The organism is Kitasatospora sp. NPDC059146 (assembly GCF_042786665.1).
Taxonomy (GTDB): Bacteria; Actinomycetota; Actinomycetes; order Streptomycetales; family Streptomycetaceae; genus Kitasatospora.
Window position 1 is genome coordinate 42,045 of sequence record NZ_JBHZCY010000052.1, and the last position, 16,071, is coordinate 58,115.

Below are 16,071 nucleotides of genomic sequence, written 5' to 3' on the forward strand. Positions count from 1 at the left end.
CGGCGCGGGGTGGGCGGGGGGGGCGGGGCGGCGGGGTGGCCCCGGGTGGGGCGCGGGGAGCCCCCGGCGCGCCCCTCGGCCGTCGGCACGCCTCAGTCGACCGAGAGCCCGCCGTCGGCCGCCTCGACCTCCTCGCGGGTGATCCCGAGCAGGTACAGCACGGTGTCCAGGAAGGGCACGTTCACCGCGGTGTCGGCGGCCTCGCGCACCACGGGCTTGGCGTTGAAGGCCACCCCGAGCCCGGCCGCGTTCAGCATGTCCAGGTCGTTGGCGCCGTCGCCGATCGCCACCGTCTGCGACAGCGGCACCTTCGCCTGCTCGGCGAACCGGGCCAGCCAGCGGGCCTTGCCCGCGCGGTCCACGATCTCGCCGACCACCCGGCCGGTGAACCTGCCGTCCACCACCTCCAGGGTGTTGGCCGCCGCGAAGTCCAGCCCCAACTGCTCCACCAGGTGGTCGGTGACCTGGGTGAACCCGCCGGACACCACCGCGACCTGGAAGCCCAGCCGCTGGAGCGTACGGATCAGGGTGCGCGCCCCCGGCGTGAACCGGACCTCCGCGCGCACCTTCTCGGTCACCGAGGCGTCCAGTCCGGCCAGCAGGGCGACCCGGGCCCGCAGCGACTCGGCGAAGTCCAGCTCGCCGCGCATCGCCGCCGCCGTCACCTCGGCGACCTCCTCCTCGCAGCCCGCGTGGGCGGCGAACAGCTCGATCACCTCGTCCTGGATGAGCGTGGAGTCCACGTCCATCACCACCAGGCGCTTGGCCCGGCGCTCCAGCCCGGCGGCCACCACCGCGACGTCCACCCGCTGGGCGGCCGCCTCCTGGGCCAGTTCGGCCCGCAGCTCCTCGGTGGCCACACCGGAGACGGCCAGTTCGACCGCCGTCACCGGGTACTTGGCGAGGCGGAAGACGCGGTCGATGTTGCCGCCCGCCACGGTGATCCGGGAGGTCAGCGCGGAGACGGCGGCCGCGGTCAGCGGGTGGCCGAGCACCGTCACGTGCGAACGGCCCTCACGGCGCGGGCGGTTGTCGCCGATGCCGGAGAGGATCTCGGCCTGGAGCTTCTGCTCCTCCGCCCAGCGGTGCACGGTGGCCCGCAGGCCGCCCTCCGCGTCGGGCGAGCGGGGCGGGGTGACCAGGGCGCAGAGCGTGATGCGACCACGGGTGACGACCTGCTCGATGTCGATGACGTCGACGCCGAAGCCGGCCAGGGTGGCGAAGAGGCCGGCGGTGATGCCGGGGCGGTCCTTGCCGAACACCTTGACGAGCAGGGTGCGCTCGTCCGCGGTCCGGGGCTGGGCGGCGGGGAGGGGCTCAGCGGCCAGGGGCGATGCGTTCATGGTGGCTCCCACGCTACCGGTCGGCCGCCCCGCCGGGGGCACCTGTCCCACCTCGCGGGACACCCGTGCCCGCGGCCCGACCGGCAGCCCCGGGTAGCAGCCTGGTCACAGTCACCCGGGGTGACTTTCACCCGCGGACGGCGGGCTGGAATGATTCCCCCCGTCAGTCAGAGGAACAGTGCACCCCCGGTCGGGGGCCAAATCGGGGGAACCGAGAGAGCGGGGCAGGCAAGCAGTGCCGCAACTCGTCATTGATATCAACGGACAGCAGCGGACTCTTGAGCCCGGGCGGTCCTACACCATCGGGCGCAACCCGCAGTCGGACTTCACGTTCGACGACGCCAGGGTCTCCTGGCAGCACGGGACCATCGGCTTCAACGGCAGCGGTTGGCAGCTGGACGACCACGGCAGCACCAACGGCACCTACGTGGCCGGCGCCCGCACCATGCAGGCCCAGCTGTTCCCCGGTGCCGTGGTGAACCTGGGCAACCCGGAGAACGGCCCCCGACTCGCCTTCTCCGCACCCGCCCACGCCGCCGCCCCGCAGCCCACCCCGGTGCACGAGGCCGTCACCAGCCGCAGCCCCGCCCCGACGCCCCAGCAGCCCGCCCCGCAGCAGGCCTGGGCGGGTCAGGACCCGTACCAGCAGCAGCCGCAGGCGCAGCAGGCCTGGCCGCAGCAGCAGCCCGCGCAGCAGTACGTGCCGCAGCAGCAGGCCGCCCAGCCGTACCCGCCGCAGGACCAGCGGGCGGCGCAGCACGGCGGCTTCCCCGGGCAGCAGGGCTTCCCGGCCCCGCCGGAGCACGGCGGCGGCGGCCCGCAGCCGACGGTGATCCGCAACCTGACGGCCGGGATGCGCACCGTCCGGATCGGCCGCGCGCTGGACAACGACGTCGTGGTGTCCGACCTCCAGGTCTCCCGGCACCACGCCGAGCTGCGCCAACTGCCGGACGGCCGCTACGAGATCGTCGACCTCGGCAGCCACAACGGCATCTTCCTCAACGGCCAGCGGGTGCAGCGCCAGCTGATGGGCCCGCAGGACCGGCTGACCGTCGGCCACTCCGGCTTCCAGCTGGTCGGCGACCAGCTGCAGGAGTTCGTCGACACCGGCGCGGTCTCCTTCTCCGCCCGCCACCTGACCGTCGAGGTCGACCACAAGGGCGGCAAGAAGGTCCTGCTCGACGACGTCAGCTTCGGCGTCCCGGAGAAGTCCCTGGTGGCCGTCATCGGCCCGTCCGGCTCCGGCAAGTCGACCCTGCTGCGCGCCCTCACCGGCTACCGCCCGGCCGACCGCGGCGAGGTGCTGTACGACGGCCGCAACCTCTACAAGCAGTTCGCCGAACTCCGCTCCCGGATCGGCCTGGTGCCGCAGTCGGAGATCCTGCACCGCGAGCTGACCGTCCGGAAGGGCCTCAAGTACGCGGCCCAGCTGCGCTTCCCCGGCGACACCGAGGCGAGCGAGCGCAACGCCCGGATCGACGAGGTGCTGTACGAGCTGCGCCTGGACAAGCGCGCCGACAACAAGATCACCGCACTCTCCGGCGGCCAGCAGAAGCGCGTCTCGGTCGCCCTCGAACTGCTCACCAAGCCCTCGCTGATCTTCCTGGACGAGCCCACCTCGGGCCTCGACCCGGGCATGGACCGCGAGGTCATGCAGATGCTGCGCGGCCTGGCCGACGACGGCCGCACCATCCTGGTCGTCACCCACTCGGTGGCCGAACTCGCCCTCTGCGACCGGCTGCTGGTGATGGCGCCGGGCGGCGCGGTGGCCTACTTCGGCCCGCCGGACGAGGCGCTGCACTTCTTCGGGTACGAGACCTGGGCGGACGTCTTCCAGGCCTTCGAGAACTACCCCGACCACGACTGGGCCGGCCGCTACCGCGGTTCGGTGCACTACCAGCAGTACTCCGCCCCGACCGTCGAGGCGGGCGAGGTGCAGCACGTCCAGGTCGCCCAGGAGGCCGTCCGCCCGCCCAAGCCGCAGAGCTGGGGCTCGCAGCTGTGGACGCTGATGCGCCGCTACATGTCGGTGCTCGCCTCGGACCGCGGCTTCCTGGCGCTGTCGGTGCTGCTGCCCGCGGTGATCGGCGCGGTCAGCGTGCTGATCCCCAACGAACCGGGGCTCGCCCCCAACCCGAAGACCCAGCTGCACCTCAACAACGGGGCCGCGACGATCCTGCTGATCCTGGCGATCGGCGCCTGCTTCTCCGGGGCGGCCAACTCGGTCCGCGAGCTGATCAAGGAACGGGCGATCTACGAACGGGAACGGGCCACCGGCCTGTCCCGGTCGGCGTACATGATGTCCAAGATCATCGTGCTGGGCGTCTTCTCGGTCATCCAGGGCGCGATCATCTCCGCCGTCGGCTTCCTGCCGCGCAAGCTCCCCGAGCACGGCCTGATCGTCAAGAACATCCCGATGATCGAGATGACCATCGGCATGATCCTGCTCAGCTTCGCCGCGATGATGTTCGGCCTGATGATCTCCGCGCTGGTGAAGACCGCCGAGAAGACCATGCCGCTGCTGGTCATGTTCGCCATCGTCCAGGTCGTGTTCACCGGCTGCCTCTTCCAGATCTTCGGCAAGCCCGGCCTGGAGCAGGTCGCCTGGCTGATGCCGGCCCGCTGGGGCACCGGCATGGTGTCCACCACGCTCGACCTGTCGCACCTCATGGGCCCCTGGAACAAGGACTTCCAGAACCCCAACTACGACCCGCTGTGGTCCCACAGCGTCGCCCAGTGGTCGATCGACGCGGGCGTGCTGATCGTCATCTCGGTCGTGATCGGCGTGATCGTGACCCGGCTGCAGCGCCGGCACGAGCCCGAGGTCATGCAGAAGGGCTGACGTCCGCAGCCGCCGAAGGGCGCTCCACCCGGTTCCGGGGGAGCGCCCTTCGGCGTTGCCGGCCACCCGCCCGCCCGCCGGGTGGGCCCATCGGCCTAGGTCCCCGGACCCGCGCCCGGAGCGGCCGGGGACGGACGCGGACGCCCCCGCGCCGGCGGTAGTTTGGCGGTATGCCCAGCCCGACCGGTGACCACCGGACCCCCCTCGACCCGCGCTCCGCCTGCGACCCGCTGGCCGGCATCGAGGCCGTCAGCCAGGCCCTGCTCGCGATGAGCCGGCACCTGGAGGTCCGCGAGGTGCTGCGCCGCATCACCGCCTCCGCCCGCGACCTGCTCGGCGCCGAGTACGCGGCCCTCGGCGTGCCCGACGACCACGGCGGCTTCGCCCAGTTCGTGGTCGACGGCATCACCGACGAGCAGTGGCGGGCCATCGGCCCGCTGCCCCGCCAGCACGGCGTGCTCGCCGAACTGCTGCACGAGACCGGCCCCACCCGCCTCACCGACGTCCGCAAGGCCCCGGCCTTCGAGGGTTGGCCCGCCGCCCACCCCGAGATGGACGCCTTCCTCGGCATGCCGATCCTCGACACCGAGGCCGGCGAGGACGAACCCCGGGTGACCGGCGTCATCTTCCTCGCCAACAAGCGCGGCGGCGGCCTGTTCACCGACCACGACGAGGAACTGCTGCGGATCCTCGCCGCCCACGCCGCCCTCGCCCTCACCAACGCCCGGCTGTACGAACGCAGCCGCGAACTCACCCTGGCCGGCGAGCGCGCCCGGATCGCCCACGACCTGCACGACGCCGTCTCGCAGAAGCTGTTCTCGCTGCGGCTGACCGCCAAGGCCGCCGCCAAGCTCGTCGACCGCGACCCGGCCCGGGCCCGCGCCGAGCTGGAGGAGGTCGCCCGGCTCGCCGCCGAGGCCGCCGACGAACTGCGTGCCGTGGTGGTCGAACTTCGCCCCGCCGCCCTGGAGGAGGACGGGCTGAGCGCCACCCTCGCCTCCCAGGTGCAGGTCCTCGACCGCGCCCACACCGCCGACCTCGCCTTCGCCGCCGACGGCGTCCGCGCCCTGCCGCCCGCCCAGGAGGCCGCGCTGCTGCGGGTCGCCCAGGAGGCGCTGCACAACGCGCTGCGCCACTCCGGCGCCGGCCGGGTCACCGTCACTCTGGCCGGCACCCCCGCCCGCGGCGCCGTGCTGCGGGTGCGCGACGACGGCCGGGGCTTCGACCCCGAGTCCGTCCGGCGGGCCGGCCGCCACCTCGGCCTGGCCTCGATGCGCGACCGCGCGGCCGCCGTCGGCGGCACGCTCACCCTGGAGTCCGCCCCCGGCAAGGGGACGCTCGTCGAGATGGAGGTCCCCGGTGCCTGAGAGCACGCCGTCGATCCGCGTCCTGCTGGTCGACGACCACCAGGTGGTCCGCCGCGGGCTGCGCACCTTCCTGGAGGTCCAGGACGACATCGAGGTGGTCGGGGAGGCCGCCGACGGGGCCGAGGGCGTCGAGCGCGCCCGCGAACTCGACCCGGACGTCGTCCTGATGGACCTCAAGATGCCCGGCGTCGACGGCATCGAGGCGCTGCGCACCCTCAAGGACGGCGGCAGCCGGGCCCGGATCCTGATCGTCACCAGCTTCACCGAGCACCGCACCATGGTCCCCGCGCTGCGGGCCGGCGCCGCCGGGTACGTCTACAAGGACGTGGACCCGGAGGCGCTGGCCGGGGCGATCCGCTCGGTGCACGCCGGGCACGTGCTGCTCCAGCCCGAACTGGCCGAGGCGCTGCTCGCCGACGACGGCCCGCGCGCCCCGCAGGGCCGCGGCGGCACCCTCACCGAGCGCGAGCGCGAGGTGCTCGGCCACATCGCCGACGGCCGCTCCAACCGGGAGATCGCCCGCAGCCTGCACCTGTCGGAGAAGACGGTGAAGACCCACGTCTCCAACATCCTGATGAAGCTGGACCTCGCCGACCGCACCCAGGCCGCGCTGTGGGCCGTCCGCAACGGCGAGGCCCGGGCCTGAGGCCCCTCGCCCGGTTCCCTCCTCGCCGTTCCCTCCCCGCGGTTCCCTCCCCGCCGTTCCCGCGACCGTCAGTGGTCCTCGCGCTCGTCCACCAGGGCGTTGTAGGCGGCGACCTGGGCCCGCCGGGCGGTGCGCCGCAGCGGGGCCAGCACCGACTGCCGGGCGGCCATCTCGGAGGCGCTCACGGCGGCGCCGTGGCCGCCCGCGGCGATCGCCAGCAGGGCGGACACCTGGCGGGCCGACTCCAGCACCCGGACGGCGCGCGGCGGGTAGCCGGGGGCCAGCAGCTCGGCATGGCCGCGCCGGCGGTACGCCTCCAGGGCGCGCAGCGCCTCCGGGCCCGCGCCCGCCACGTCCAGCCCGGCCAGCAGGACGGTCGCCTCGCGCAGCCCCTCCGCCAGCTCGCGCTCGGCCTCGTGCAGCGAGGGCACGTCCGCCGGCGGGGCGTCGCCGACCTCGGCGCAGCGCCACAGCACGGTGGCCGAGCGGTCGCCCGCCGGACCGAACACCGTGATCTCCGGCACCAGTCCCAGCGGTGCGCCGACCGCGAGCACGGCCTCGCCGGCCGCCATGGCGCGCTCGTTGAACACCGCCGGGCCGGTCAGGCCCAGCGGGTGCCCGGCCGAGGGCAGCGCCAGCCGCAGGCCCTTCACGCCCAGCACCCGCAGCCGCCCCAACGCCCAGGTCAGCGCGTGCTGCTCGCCCGGGGCGTCCCCGGGCAGCCCGGTCACCCGGTGGCCCTCGTCGGCGCCGAGCACGGCCTCGGCGGCGTCGTCCGGCGCCACCAGGCCGCTCAGCAGAGCGTTGCCCCAGGCGGTCAGCCGCCCCGAACGGGGCTCTTCGTACGGATTGTCGGCAGGAGTCACGAGCATCCGGCCAGCCTACGGAATCGGCGGTCATCCGCGTGGCGTAGGTTTGCCCATGCGCGTGCGGCGCACCCATCCCGTGCCCACCGGCTGCCGGGGTCGGTCCGCCGCCCGCACCGACGGCCGACATTTTTGGTATTTGGGGAAGGCGTGGGCATGAGCGACGTGCTGGAGCTGGTGGACGTATCCGTGGTCCGGGAGGGGCGCGCGCTGGTCGACCAGGTCTCGTGGTCCATCTCCGAGGGTGAGCGCTGGGTCATCCTGGGCCCGAACGGCGCCGGCAAGACCACCCTGCTGCAGATCGCCTCCTCGTACCTCTTCCCGACCTCGGGCAAGGTCTCGGTGCTGGGCGAGAAGCTGGGCGAGATCGACGTCTTCGAGCTGCGCTCCCGGATCGGCCTGGCCGGCGCCTCGATGTTCGACAAGCTGCCGGCCGAGCAGACCGTGCTGCAGACCGTGCTCACCGCGGCGTACGGCATGACGGTCAGCTGGCAGGAGTCCTACGAGCAGTCCGACGAGGGCCGCGCCCTCGCCCTGCTCGACCGGATGGGCATGGCCGGCCTGACCGGCCGCAAGTTCGGCACCCTCTCCGAGGGCGAGCGCAAGCGCACCCTGATCGCCCGCGCCCTGATGACCGACCCCGAGCTGCTGCTGCTCGACGAGCCGGCGGCCGGCCTGGACCTCGGCGGCCGGGAGGACCTGGTCCGCCGGCTCGGCGCGCTGGCCCAGGACGAGTTCGCGCCGGCCATGGCGATGGTCACCCACCACGTCGAGGAGATCGCCCCCGGCTTCACCCACGTGCTGATGATCCGCCAGGGCAGGGTGCTCACGGCCGGCCCGATCGACACCGAGCTGACCGCCCGCAACCTCTCCAAGTGCTTCGGCCTGCCGCTCACCCTGGAGCGCCACGGCGACCGCTGGTCGGCGCAGGGACTGCCGCTGGGCTGACCCCGGGTCCGTCCGCTTCGCCGAGGCTGTCGGAACCGGTCGCACGTGCGACCGGTTTCCGCCCCTCGACCTGCGGGAACTGTCCGCCTCGAAGGCCCTTCGCTCCCTAGGATGGTCGTGTGGACAGTTGGACCTGGTGGCTCCTGGCCGCCGCAGCGCTCGGCATACCGCTGGTGCTCACCGCGATGCCGGAGTTCGCCATGTTCGCGATCGGCGCGCTCGTGGCCTCCGGCGCGGCCGGTCTGGGCGCGGGGGTGGTCCTCCAGGCCGTGACCTTCCTGGTGGTCTCGGTCGCACTGGTGGCCTTCGTCCGGCCGATCGCCTACCGGCAGCTCCAGAAGGGCCCGCAGGTCAAGATGGGCATCGAGGCGCTGCACGGCGCCACCGCGGTCGTCGCGGAAACCGTCGACGGGGAGGGCGGTCGGATCAAGCTCAACGGTGAGATCTGGTCGGCCCGCGCGCTCCACCCGGACCAGGTCTACCAGCCCGGGCAGCAGGTCGACGTCGTCGAAATCCAGGGCGCGACCGCCCTGGTCGTCTAGGGGAGAGTCCGTGGAACCCGTCCTTATCGTTTTGGTCGTCCTGGTCGTGGTGGCCTTCATCGCGCTGATCAAGACGATCCAGGTCATCCCGCAGGCCAGCGCCGCGATCGTGGAGCGCTTCGGCCGCTACACCCGGACGCTCAACGCGGGGCTGAACATCGTCGTGCCGTTCATCGACCGGGTCCGCAACCGGATCGACCTGCGCGAGCAGGTCGTCCCGTTCCCGCCCCAGCCGGTGATCACCCAGGACAACCTGGTCGTCAACATCGACACCGTCATCTACTACCAGGTCACCGACCCCCGGGCCGCCACCTACGAGGTCGCCAGCTACATCCAGGCCATCGAGCAGCTGACCGTCACCACGCTGCGCAACATCATCGGCTCGATGGACCTGGAGTCCACCCTGACCTCGCGCGAGGTCATCAACGCCGGTCTGCGCGGGGTGCTGGACGAGGCCACCGGCAAGTGGGGCATCCGGGTCAACCGCGTCGAGCTCAAGGCGATCGAGCCGCCGACCTCCATCCAGGACTCGATGGAGAAGCAGATGCGCGCCGACCGTGACAAGCGCGCCGCGATCCTCACCGCCGAGGGCCAGCGCCAGGCGCAGATCCTCAAGGCCGAGGGTGAGAAGCAGGCGGACGTGCTCCGGGCCGAGGGTGAGGCGCAGGCCGCGGTGCTGCGCGCCGACGGTGAGGCGGCCGCGATCCGGACGGTCTTCGAGGCCATCCACGACGGCGACGCCGACCAGAAGCTGCTCGCCTACCAGTACCTGCAGACCCTGCCCGAGCTGGCCAAGGGCGACTCCAACAAGCTCTGGATCATCCCCAGCGAGGTCGGCGACGCGCTCAAGGGCCTCGGCGGGGCCTTCGGCGGCCTGACCGGCAACGGCGGCGGGATGAACGGCGGCGCGGTGGCCGCGCCGAGCGTCCCCCAGGCGCCCCCGGCGGCGACCCAGGTGCCGCTGGACCCGGCGGCCGGGCCGCGGCCGGTGGACGTCGAGAAGGGCGCCGCCCGCCCCCGGGTGGACCCGGCGCGGGAGTACCGCAAGATCGACCCGGAGTGATCGACCCGGAGTGATCGAACCGGAGTGATCGGATCGGAGTGACCGACCCGGAGTGGTCGGACCGGTCCTCCGGTCGGGGCCCGCTGCCTGCTGGTGGCGGGCCCCGCTGTTTCTCCGGTCGGCGTCCGGGCGGCGTCCGGGCGGCGTCCCGCGTGGCGCCCGGGCCGCGTCCCGCGTGCTGCCCCGGCGGTGTGGCGTACGTCCCGAATGGTGGTCGGGCCTGGTCGGGCCGGTGCGCCGTCCGGCATGATCCCCTCGGACAGGACCACGAGGAGGGGTGACCCATGACGCTCTGGGAGGCGATCGCCGTCCTGGTGGCCGGCGTCGGTGCCGGGATGATCAACGTGATCGTCGGCTCCGGCACCCTGATCACCTTCCCGGTCCTGCTCGCGGTCGGCATCCCGCCGGTGACCGCCAACATCTCCAACTCCTTCGGCCTGGTGCCCGGTTCGCTCAGCGGCGTGTTCGGCTACCGCCGCGAACTGGCCGGCCAGGGCCGCCGGCTGCGCCGGATGGGCACCGCCTCGCTGCTCGGCGGGCTGCTCGGTGCGCTGCTGCTGACCAGACTGCCCAGCGGCGCCTTCGACGCGATCGTCCCGGTGCTGATCCTGCTCGCCCTCGTCCTGGTGGTGGTCCAGCCCCGGGTGGCCAAGGCCGTCGCGGCCCGGCGGCGCGCCGACGGCGATCCGGACGGCGGCCCGGTGCTGCTGGCCGGGGTGTTCCTCACCGGCATCTACGGCGGCTACTTCGGCGCCGCCCAGGGCGTCCTGCTGATGGCGCTGATGGGCATGCTGCTCCAGGAGGAGCTGCAGCGGATCAACGCGGTGAAGAACGCGCTGGCGCTGATCGTCAACGGGGTCGCCGCCCTGTTCTTCCTGTTCACCTCGACGGTGAACTGGACGGCCGCCGGGCTGATCGCGGCGGGCTCGCTGGTCGGCGGCCTGATCGGCGCCAAGGTCGGCCGCCGCCTCCCGCCGGCCGCGCTGCGCGGGGTCATCGTGGTGGTCGGGCTCGCGGCCGTCACCAAGCTGCTGCTGAGCTGAGTTGACCGGGCTTCGGACGGCTGTGGGATCGTACGACCGACCGAACCGTCGTCCGTGAACCGGAGAGTGTGCCATGGCCCTGGAGATGCGCGAGATCTGCGAGCGCTGTGAGGTGTCGCTGACCGCCGACGGCCCCGCCTCGATATGTTCCTTCGAGTGCACCTTCTGCGCCGACTGCACCGAGGCCATGGCCGCCAACTGCCCCAACTGCGGCGGCGAACTGGTGGTCCGTCCGCGTCGGAAGGCCGCCTGACCGGCACCCCGCCCGACCGGCACCCCGCCGGTCCGACCGACGACCCCCGGAGCGCACCGATGAGCAGCAGGGCCCGACTGAGCGAGGACGAGACCGTGGCGGCCCTGGCGGCGGTGCCGCTGTGGCGCCGGGACGGCGACAGCATCGTCCGCAGCGCCGACGCCCCCGACTTCCCGGCCGCGATCCGGGTGGTCGTCGCCGTCGCCGAACAGGCCGAGGCGCTCGACCACCACCCCGACGTCGACATCCGCTGGCGCACCCTGCGCTTCGTGCTGTCCACGCACAGCGCCGGCGGTCTCACCGGCCTGGACTTCACCCTCGCCGCCCGGATCGACGAGGCCCTGCGCGCGGAGTCCGCGGCCTGAGGGTCGCTCTGTCCTGGTCCGGCCCGCGCATGCCCGTTCCGGCCCGCTGTGGCCCACTGTGGCCCGCTGTGGCCCCGCGCCCAGGGGCCGGGCGGTCGGCCGGGGCGGGCGTGAGATGCTGACTGCCGCAATCGGCAGGCAGTGGGGGCAGGGAGGGACGGAACGGTGGCGCAGGAGCCCTTCGGAGACCCCCACGCCCAGCAGCAGCCGTGGTACCCCCAGGGCCCGCAGCAGGGCTGGCCGGGGTACCACGACCAGCAGCAGGCGCAGTGGCAGCAGCAGTCGTCGCAGTCGCCGTCGGAATCGCACGGGCAGTGGCCGCAGGCGCCGCACCACGAGCAGCCGGGCGGTCACTGGCAGCCGGCCTACGACCAGCAGGGCGGCTACGGGCAGACCGGCCACGTCGAGGGCGGGTACGCCCAGGAGCAGCCGCACCAGCCGTACCAGCAGCCGCACTCCGGGTACCCGGAGTACTCGGAGTACCCGGAGTTCCCGGACCACGGGCAGCAGCCGTACGCCGTCGAGCCGCAGGAGCGACCGGTGGCGGACGGACTGTACGTCCCGGCAGGGGCGGAGTACTCGGCCGACGGGTACGTGCGGCTGGAGGAGTCCCCGGCGGAGCCGGCGACCTCCGTGGGGGAGACCGGTGACCACGGTGCCGTGCCTGCCGAGCCGGCTGAGCCCGCCGAGCCCGCCGCATCGGCCGGGCGCTCGCGGGCGGGCCGGCGCGGTGGCAGCGCTTCCGCGTCGTCTTCGTCTTCCGCTTCCGCCGGTGCTTCCTCGCTGGTGGACAAGGTCCGGTCGGCCGTCCTGACCGGGGAGCACGTGCCCAGTCGACGGGCCCTGCTGGTGCGGACCGGTGCCGGGGTGGCGGCGCTCGGGGTGCTGATAACCGCCGCGCTGACGGTCGGTGCCGAGGGCGGCGGCAGTGCGGCGGCGAGCAGCGGAGGCGAGCCCGGGTTCGCGGTGGCGCATACCAAGGCCTGGTCCGCGCAGCCCGTCGCCGCGCAGCCCGCGGGTGACGACACGCTGGTCGGCAGCTGGCTGCTGGCCGACGCGGTGGTCCGCGCCGACGGCTCGGGCGTGCACGCCTACGACCGGACGGCGGGCAAGCCGACCTGGTCGGTCGAGCCCCCGGCGGCCGGGGCCGTCCCGTGCGGACTGTCGGCAGGCGTGAACCAGGCCGGGCTGGGCGTCGCCCTGTTCCGGCCGCAGGCCGACCCGAAGAGCCCCTGCACGCTGGTCGCCGCCGTGGACACCAAGACCGGCAGGACCGTCTGGACCAAGACCGTCTCGGACGCCAAGGGCGCCTACTCGGCGCGGATCGGTGTCACCGAGGACATGGTGATCGCGGTCGGCGACGACCGGGCGGTGGCCTGGGCGTCGGCCGACGGGAAGGACGTCTGGCAGTACACCGGCCAGGGCAAGTTCTGCACCCTCTCCGGCGGCGTCACCGGAAAGACCGTGCTGGTCGCCTCGACCTGCGCCGACTCCACACCCGCCGACCAGGCCGTCTCGCTGAACGCGGCGGACGGCAAGGTCGGCTGGTGGCGGGGCCTGAACAACCAGCCGAAGACCGTCACCGTGCTCTCCGCCGAACCCGCCGTGGTACTCACCACCGGAGCGAAGCCCGAGGACGACCGGGTGTTCGCCTGGGGGCCGGCCGGAGACCCGGCCGCCGAGATCCCGGTGGTCACCGACGGCGGCCGGCTGGTCCTCACCCACGGAACGTTTTCGGCCACCCCCGAGGTCTTCTTCGAGGGCCGCACGATGGTGGCCGCGATGACCCCGGCGAACCCGGGCGGGCCGGTGTCCGCGGTCGGCTACGACCTGGACACCGGCAAGCAGCGCTGGAAGGCGCCGACCGCCGCCAAGGGCACTGCCCGGGCCGTCGGCATCGACGGCGGCTCGCTGGTGCTGGCCGCCGACGAGCGCCGCGACCAGCCCGCCCGCCTCGGCCGCTTCCCGCTGGCGGGCGGCCAGGAGGCGGTCGGCGGCAACTTCCCGTCCGGCACCGGCTCGCTGCTGCTCTCCGGGCGGGTGCTGATCGGTGGCGGGCAGGTGGTCGTGGTGCCCGAGCACGCGGCCAACTACGGCACGGCCGCGGGCTTCCAGGCGAAGGGCTGAGCCCGCGGGGCCCGGCCGCGTGGGTGGCCGGGCCCGTCGCCGGGATGTCCCCTGGGCTCTCCCAGGGCTTTCCCAGGGCTCTTCCAGGGCCGTGGCTAGGCCGCAGTGACGGGCTGCCCCGGTACGGCCGGCAGCCAGTCGGCGAGCTCCCGGGCCTCCGAGCCGCGCAGGCCGAGCGCCAGCATCAGAGTGGCCTGGGGCGTCGGGACGAACGGGCGCCGGAGCAGTTTCATCCCGGCCTGCTCGGGTGTCCGGTCGGCCTTGCGCTGGTTGTCCTCGGCGCACGCGGCCACGGTGTTCAGCCAACTGTCCTCGCCACCGCGTGACTTGGGGTGCAGGTGGTCCACCGTGGTGGCCCGGTGCCCGCAGTACGCGCACAGGTGTTGGTCCCTGGCCAGGACACCCCGCCGCGACCACGGGGCCTGTTGTCGGAACGGCACCCTCACGTACCTCTGCAGTCTGATCACCCGGGGCACCGGAACGGCTACACCGGTACCCCGGATCGAGCGCAACGGATGCGCCTGCTCCACCACCGCCTTGTCCTGGAGCACCAGGACGACGGCGCGCTGGAGCGACACCGTCGTCAGGGGCTCGTAGCTCGCGTTCAGAACCAGCGTGTTGCGCACTCGGCACACCCTTCCCACGGGCGTGCCACGGCGGCACGACCGTCTCCACACACGTCACTGCCGCCGCGCGGCGGTGAAACCACTCTGAATGGGCCCACAGCCGACTAACAACGGAATTTCCGGTATCGGGGAGGAACCCGGGGGAGGGACACCGCCCGACGGACCCGGTGCCTCGGGGAAAACTCGCTGGCCGGAACCGCGTAGGCTCTATCAGGCTGGAGTCGTACCGACCCGGGGCCCGACCGAACCGAACCGGGCCGACAACGGGCGGACGCCCGATCGAAGGAGAAGCGTGACCGTGACGGACATCGTCGACGAGCTGCAGTGGCGTGGGCTGATCGCCCTGTCCACCGACGAGGACGCACTGCGCAAGGCGTTCGCGGACGGCCCGGTCACGTTCTATTGCGGCTTCGACCCGACGGCCCCCAGCCTGCACCTCGGCAACCTGGTGCAGATCCTCACCATGCGCCGCATCCAGCAGGCGGGGAACCTCCCGCTCGGCCTGGTCGGTGGCGCCACCGGCCTGATCGGCGACCCGAAGCCCACCGCCGAGCGCGTGCTCAACGACCCCGAGACGGTGGCCGCCTGGGTCGAGCGCCTGCGCGGCCAGATCTCGCGCTTCCTCGACTTCGAGGGCCCGTACGCGGCGCGCATGGTCAACAACCTGGACTGGACCTCCGGGATGTCGGCGATCAGCCTGCTGCGCGACGTCGGCAAGTACTTCCGCGTCAACAACATGATCGCCAAGGAGGCCGTCGCCCGACGCCTCAACTCCGACGCGGGCATCAGCTACACCGAGTTCAGCTACCAGATCCTCCAGGGCATGGACTACCTGGAGCTGAACCGCCGCTACGGCTGCACCCTGCAGACCGGCGGCAGCGACCAGTGGGGCAACCTCACGGCCGGCACCGACCTGATCCGCAAGGCCGACGCCAAGTCCGTGCACGCGCTGGCCACGCCGCTGATCGTCAAGGCCGACGGCACCAAGTTCGGCAAGACCGAGTCCGGCACGGTCTGGCTCGACCCCGAGCTGACCACCCCGTACGCCTTCTACCAGTTCTGGCTGAACGCGGACGACCGGGACGTCTCCAACTTCCTGCGGATCTTCAGCTTCCGCTCGAAGGAGGAGGTCGAGGAGCTGGAGCGCGAGACCGCCGAGCGCCCCGCCGCCCGCCTCGCCCAGCGCGCCCTGGCCGAAGAGCTCACCACGCTGGTGCACGGCGCCGAGCAGTACGAGCGCGCGGTCGCCGCGTCCAAGGCACTGTTCGGGCAGGGCGACCTGGCCGACCTGGAGGCGCCGACCCTGGCCGCGGCCCTCGCCGAGGTCCCGAAGGCCGAAACCGCCGAGCTCCAGCCGATCGTCGACCTGCTGGTCGCCGTCGGCCTGGCGCCGAGCCGTTCGGCCGCCCGTCGGACGGTCAAGGAGGGCGGCGCCTACCTCAACAACGTCAAGGTGACGGACGAGGAGGCGGTGCCGACCGAGGCCGACCTGCTGCACGGGCGCTGGCTCGTGCTGCGGCGCGGCAAGCGGAACCTGGCGGCGGCGGAGCTGGTGCCGGCGTCGTCGGCGGTGGCGGCCGAGCCGGCCGACTCGGTGGAGTGACCGAGCCGCCGAAGGACCGAGTGACTGAAAACCGACGCCGCTGAACTGCGGCTTCGATGATCGAGGGCGGGATCCAGCCGGATCCCGCCCTCGACGTTTGACGATGTCCTCCAGGTGGCCTAGTGTTGAACGAGTCGCTGGAGCGGCCACCCCACTCAGCAAGACCCACTCTCACACTTCGAAGCCCATTCAATTGGGTTCGTCGGCGTATTCGTCGACACGGTGTGATCGTGAATTTCGAGTCACTCTTGAAATGCGCTAAAGTGGTGGTCGTCGCGAAAAGCGGCCCGACCAGTTCGGAAAATCGGATGAATGAAACTCCGGAAAACGGAGCGGAAAACGTCTGGTAAGCTGGAAACACGAAAGAACGAAGCGCCCGGAGGGCCCGCTGGAAGGCGGTCCGAAGGAAGCGTCCGTTCCTTGAGAACTCAACAGCG

14 protein-coding genes are annotated in these 16,071 nt (G+C 72.7%); 11 read left to right on the top strand and 3 right to left on the bottom strand.

Annotated features, from left to right (window positions below; all coding sequences use genetic code 11):
* Positions 1–92: 92 nt before the first annotated feature.
* Complete coding sequence (serB, locus tag ACFXPX_RS22455) at positions 93–1,343, bottom strand: phosphoserine phosphatase SerB (RefSeq protein WP_375893896.1); 1,251 nt, start codon at positions 1,341–1,343, stop codon at positions 93–95.
* Between the two features lie 235 nt (positions 1,344–1,578).
* On the opposite strand from serB, the gene ACFXPX_RS22460 reads away from it, so the two are divergent.
* From ACFXPX_RS22460 to ACFXPX_RS22470, 3 genes are all read left to right on the top strand, one after another.
* Complete coding sequence (locus ACFXPX_RS22460; RefSeq protein WP_375893894.1) at positions 1,579–4,185, top strand: FHA domain-containing protein; 2,607 nt, start codon at positions 1,579–1,581, stop codon at positions 4,183–4,185.
* A gap of 170 nt (positions 4,186–4,355) precedes the next feature.
* Positions 4,356–5,552, top strand: coding sequence for a GAF domain-containing sensor histidine kinase (locus ACFXPX_RS22465; RefSeq protein WP_375893892.1), 1,197 nt, complete (start codon positions 4,356–4,358; stop codon positions 5,550–5,552).
* Positions 5,545–6,198 (top strand): response regulator transcription factor, encoded by a 654-nt coding sequence (locus ACFXPX_RS22470; protein ID WP_360241205.1) that lies wholly within the window; start codon positions 5,545–5,547, stop codon positions 6,196–6,198. The genes ACFXPX_RS22465 and ACFXPX_RS22470 overlap by 8 nt, the downstream gene beginning before the upstream one ends.
* A 68-nt stretch (positions 6,199–6,266) precedes the next feature.
* Here the strand turns inward: ACFXPX_RS22470 and ACFXPX_RS22475 are convergent, their stop codons facing one another.
* Positions 6,267–7,070, bottom strand: coding sequence for a hypothetical protein (locus ACFXPX_RS22475; RefSeq protein ID WP_380531449.1), 804 nt, complete (start codon positions 7,068–7,070; stop codon positions 6,267–6,269).
* A gap of 150 nt (positions 7,071–7,220) precedes the next feature.
* Between ACFXPX_RS22475 and ACFXPX_RS22480 the strand changes: the two genes are divergently transcribed.
* From ACFXPX_RS22480 to ACFXPX_RS22510, 7 genes are all read left to right on the top strand, one after another.
* A complete protein-coding gene (locus tag ACFXPX_RS22480; RefSeq protein ID WP_375893885.1) occupies positions 7,221–8,012 on the top strand; it encodes an ABC transporter ATP-binding protein in 792 nt (263 codons plus the stop codon).
* A gap of 119 nt (positions 8,013–8,131) precedes the next feature.
* Positions 8,132–8,554, top strand: a complete 423-nt coding sequence (locus ACFXPX_RS22485) for an NfeD family protein (RefSeq protein WP_375893882.1) — start codon at positions 8,132–8,134, stop codon at positions 8,552–8,554.
* A gap of 10 nt (positions 8,555–8,564) precedes the next feature.
* Positions 8,565–9,617 carry an SPFH domain-containing protein gene (locus tag ACFXPX_RS22490; RefSeq protein ID WP_350506797.1) on the top strand — a complete coding sequence of 351 codons (1,053 nt, stop codon included), beginning with the start codon at positions 8,565–8,567 and terminating at the stop codon, positions 9,615–9,617.
* Positions 9,618–9,901: 284 nt separating this feature from the next.
* Positions 9,902–10,660, top strand: a complete 759-nt coding sequence (locus ACFXPX_RS22495) for a sulfite exporter TauE/SafE family protein (protein ID WP_375893878.1) — start codon at positions 9,902–9,904, stop codon at positions 10,658–10,660.
* A gap of 73 nt (positions 10,661–10,733) precedes the next feature.
* The gene (locus ACFXPX_RS22500; RefSeq protein ID WP_360241223.1) at positions 10,734–10,913 is read left to right on the top strand and encodes a DUF1272 domain-containing protein; all 180 of its coding nucleotides are present in this window, start codon (positions 10,734–10,736) and stop codon (positions 10,911–10,913) included.
* Between the two features lie 59 nt (positions 10,914–10,972).
* Positions 10,973–11,278: a 4a-hydroxytetrahydrobiopterin dehydratase gene (locus tag ACFXPX_RS22505; RefSeq protein ID WP_375893876.1), complete on the top strand. Its 306-nt coding sequence runs from the start codon at positions 10,973–10,975 to the stop codon at positions 11,276–11,278.
* Positions 11,279–11,443: 165 nt separating this feature from the next.
* A complete protein-coding gene (locus ACFXPX_RS22510; protein WP_380642912.1) occupies positions 11,444–13,405 on the top strand; it encodes a PQQ-binding-like beta-propeller repeat protein in 1,962 nt (653 codons plus the stop codon).
* A gap of 95 nt (positions 13,406–13,500) precedes the next feature.
* Here the strand turns inward: ACFXPX_RS22510 and ACFXPX_RS22515 are convergent, their stop codons facing one another.
* On the bottom strand, positions 13,501–14,031 hold the full coding sequence (locus tag ACFXPX_RS22515) for an HNH endonuclease (RefSeq protein WP_375893871.1): 531 nt from the start codon (positions 14,029–14,031) through the stop codon (positions 13,501–13,503).
* Positions 14,032–14,329: 298 nt separating this feature from the next.
* Here ACFXPX_RS22515 and tyrS point away from each other — a divergent pair, with 298 nt between their 5' ends.
* Entirely contained in the window at positions 14,330–15,634 is a 1,305-nt protein-coding gene (tyrS, locus tag ACFXPX_RS22520) for a tyrosine--tRNA ligase (protein WP_375894013.1), read from the top strand.
* Positions 15,635–16,071 lie beyond the last annotated feature (437 nt).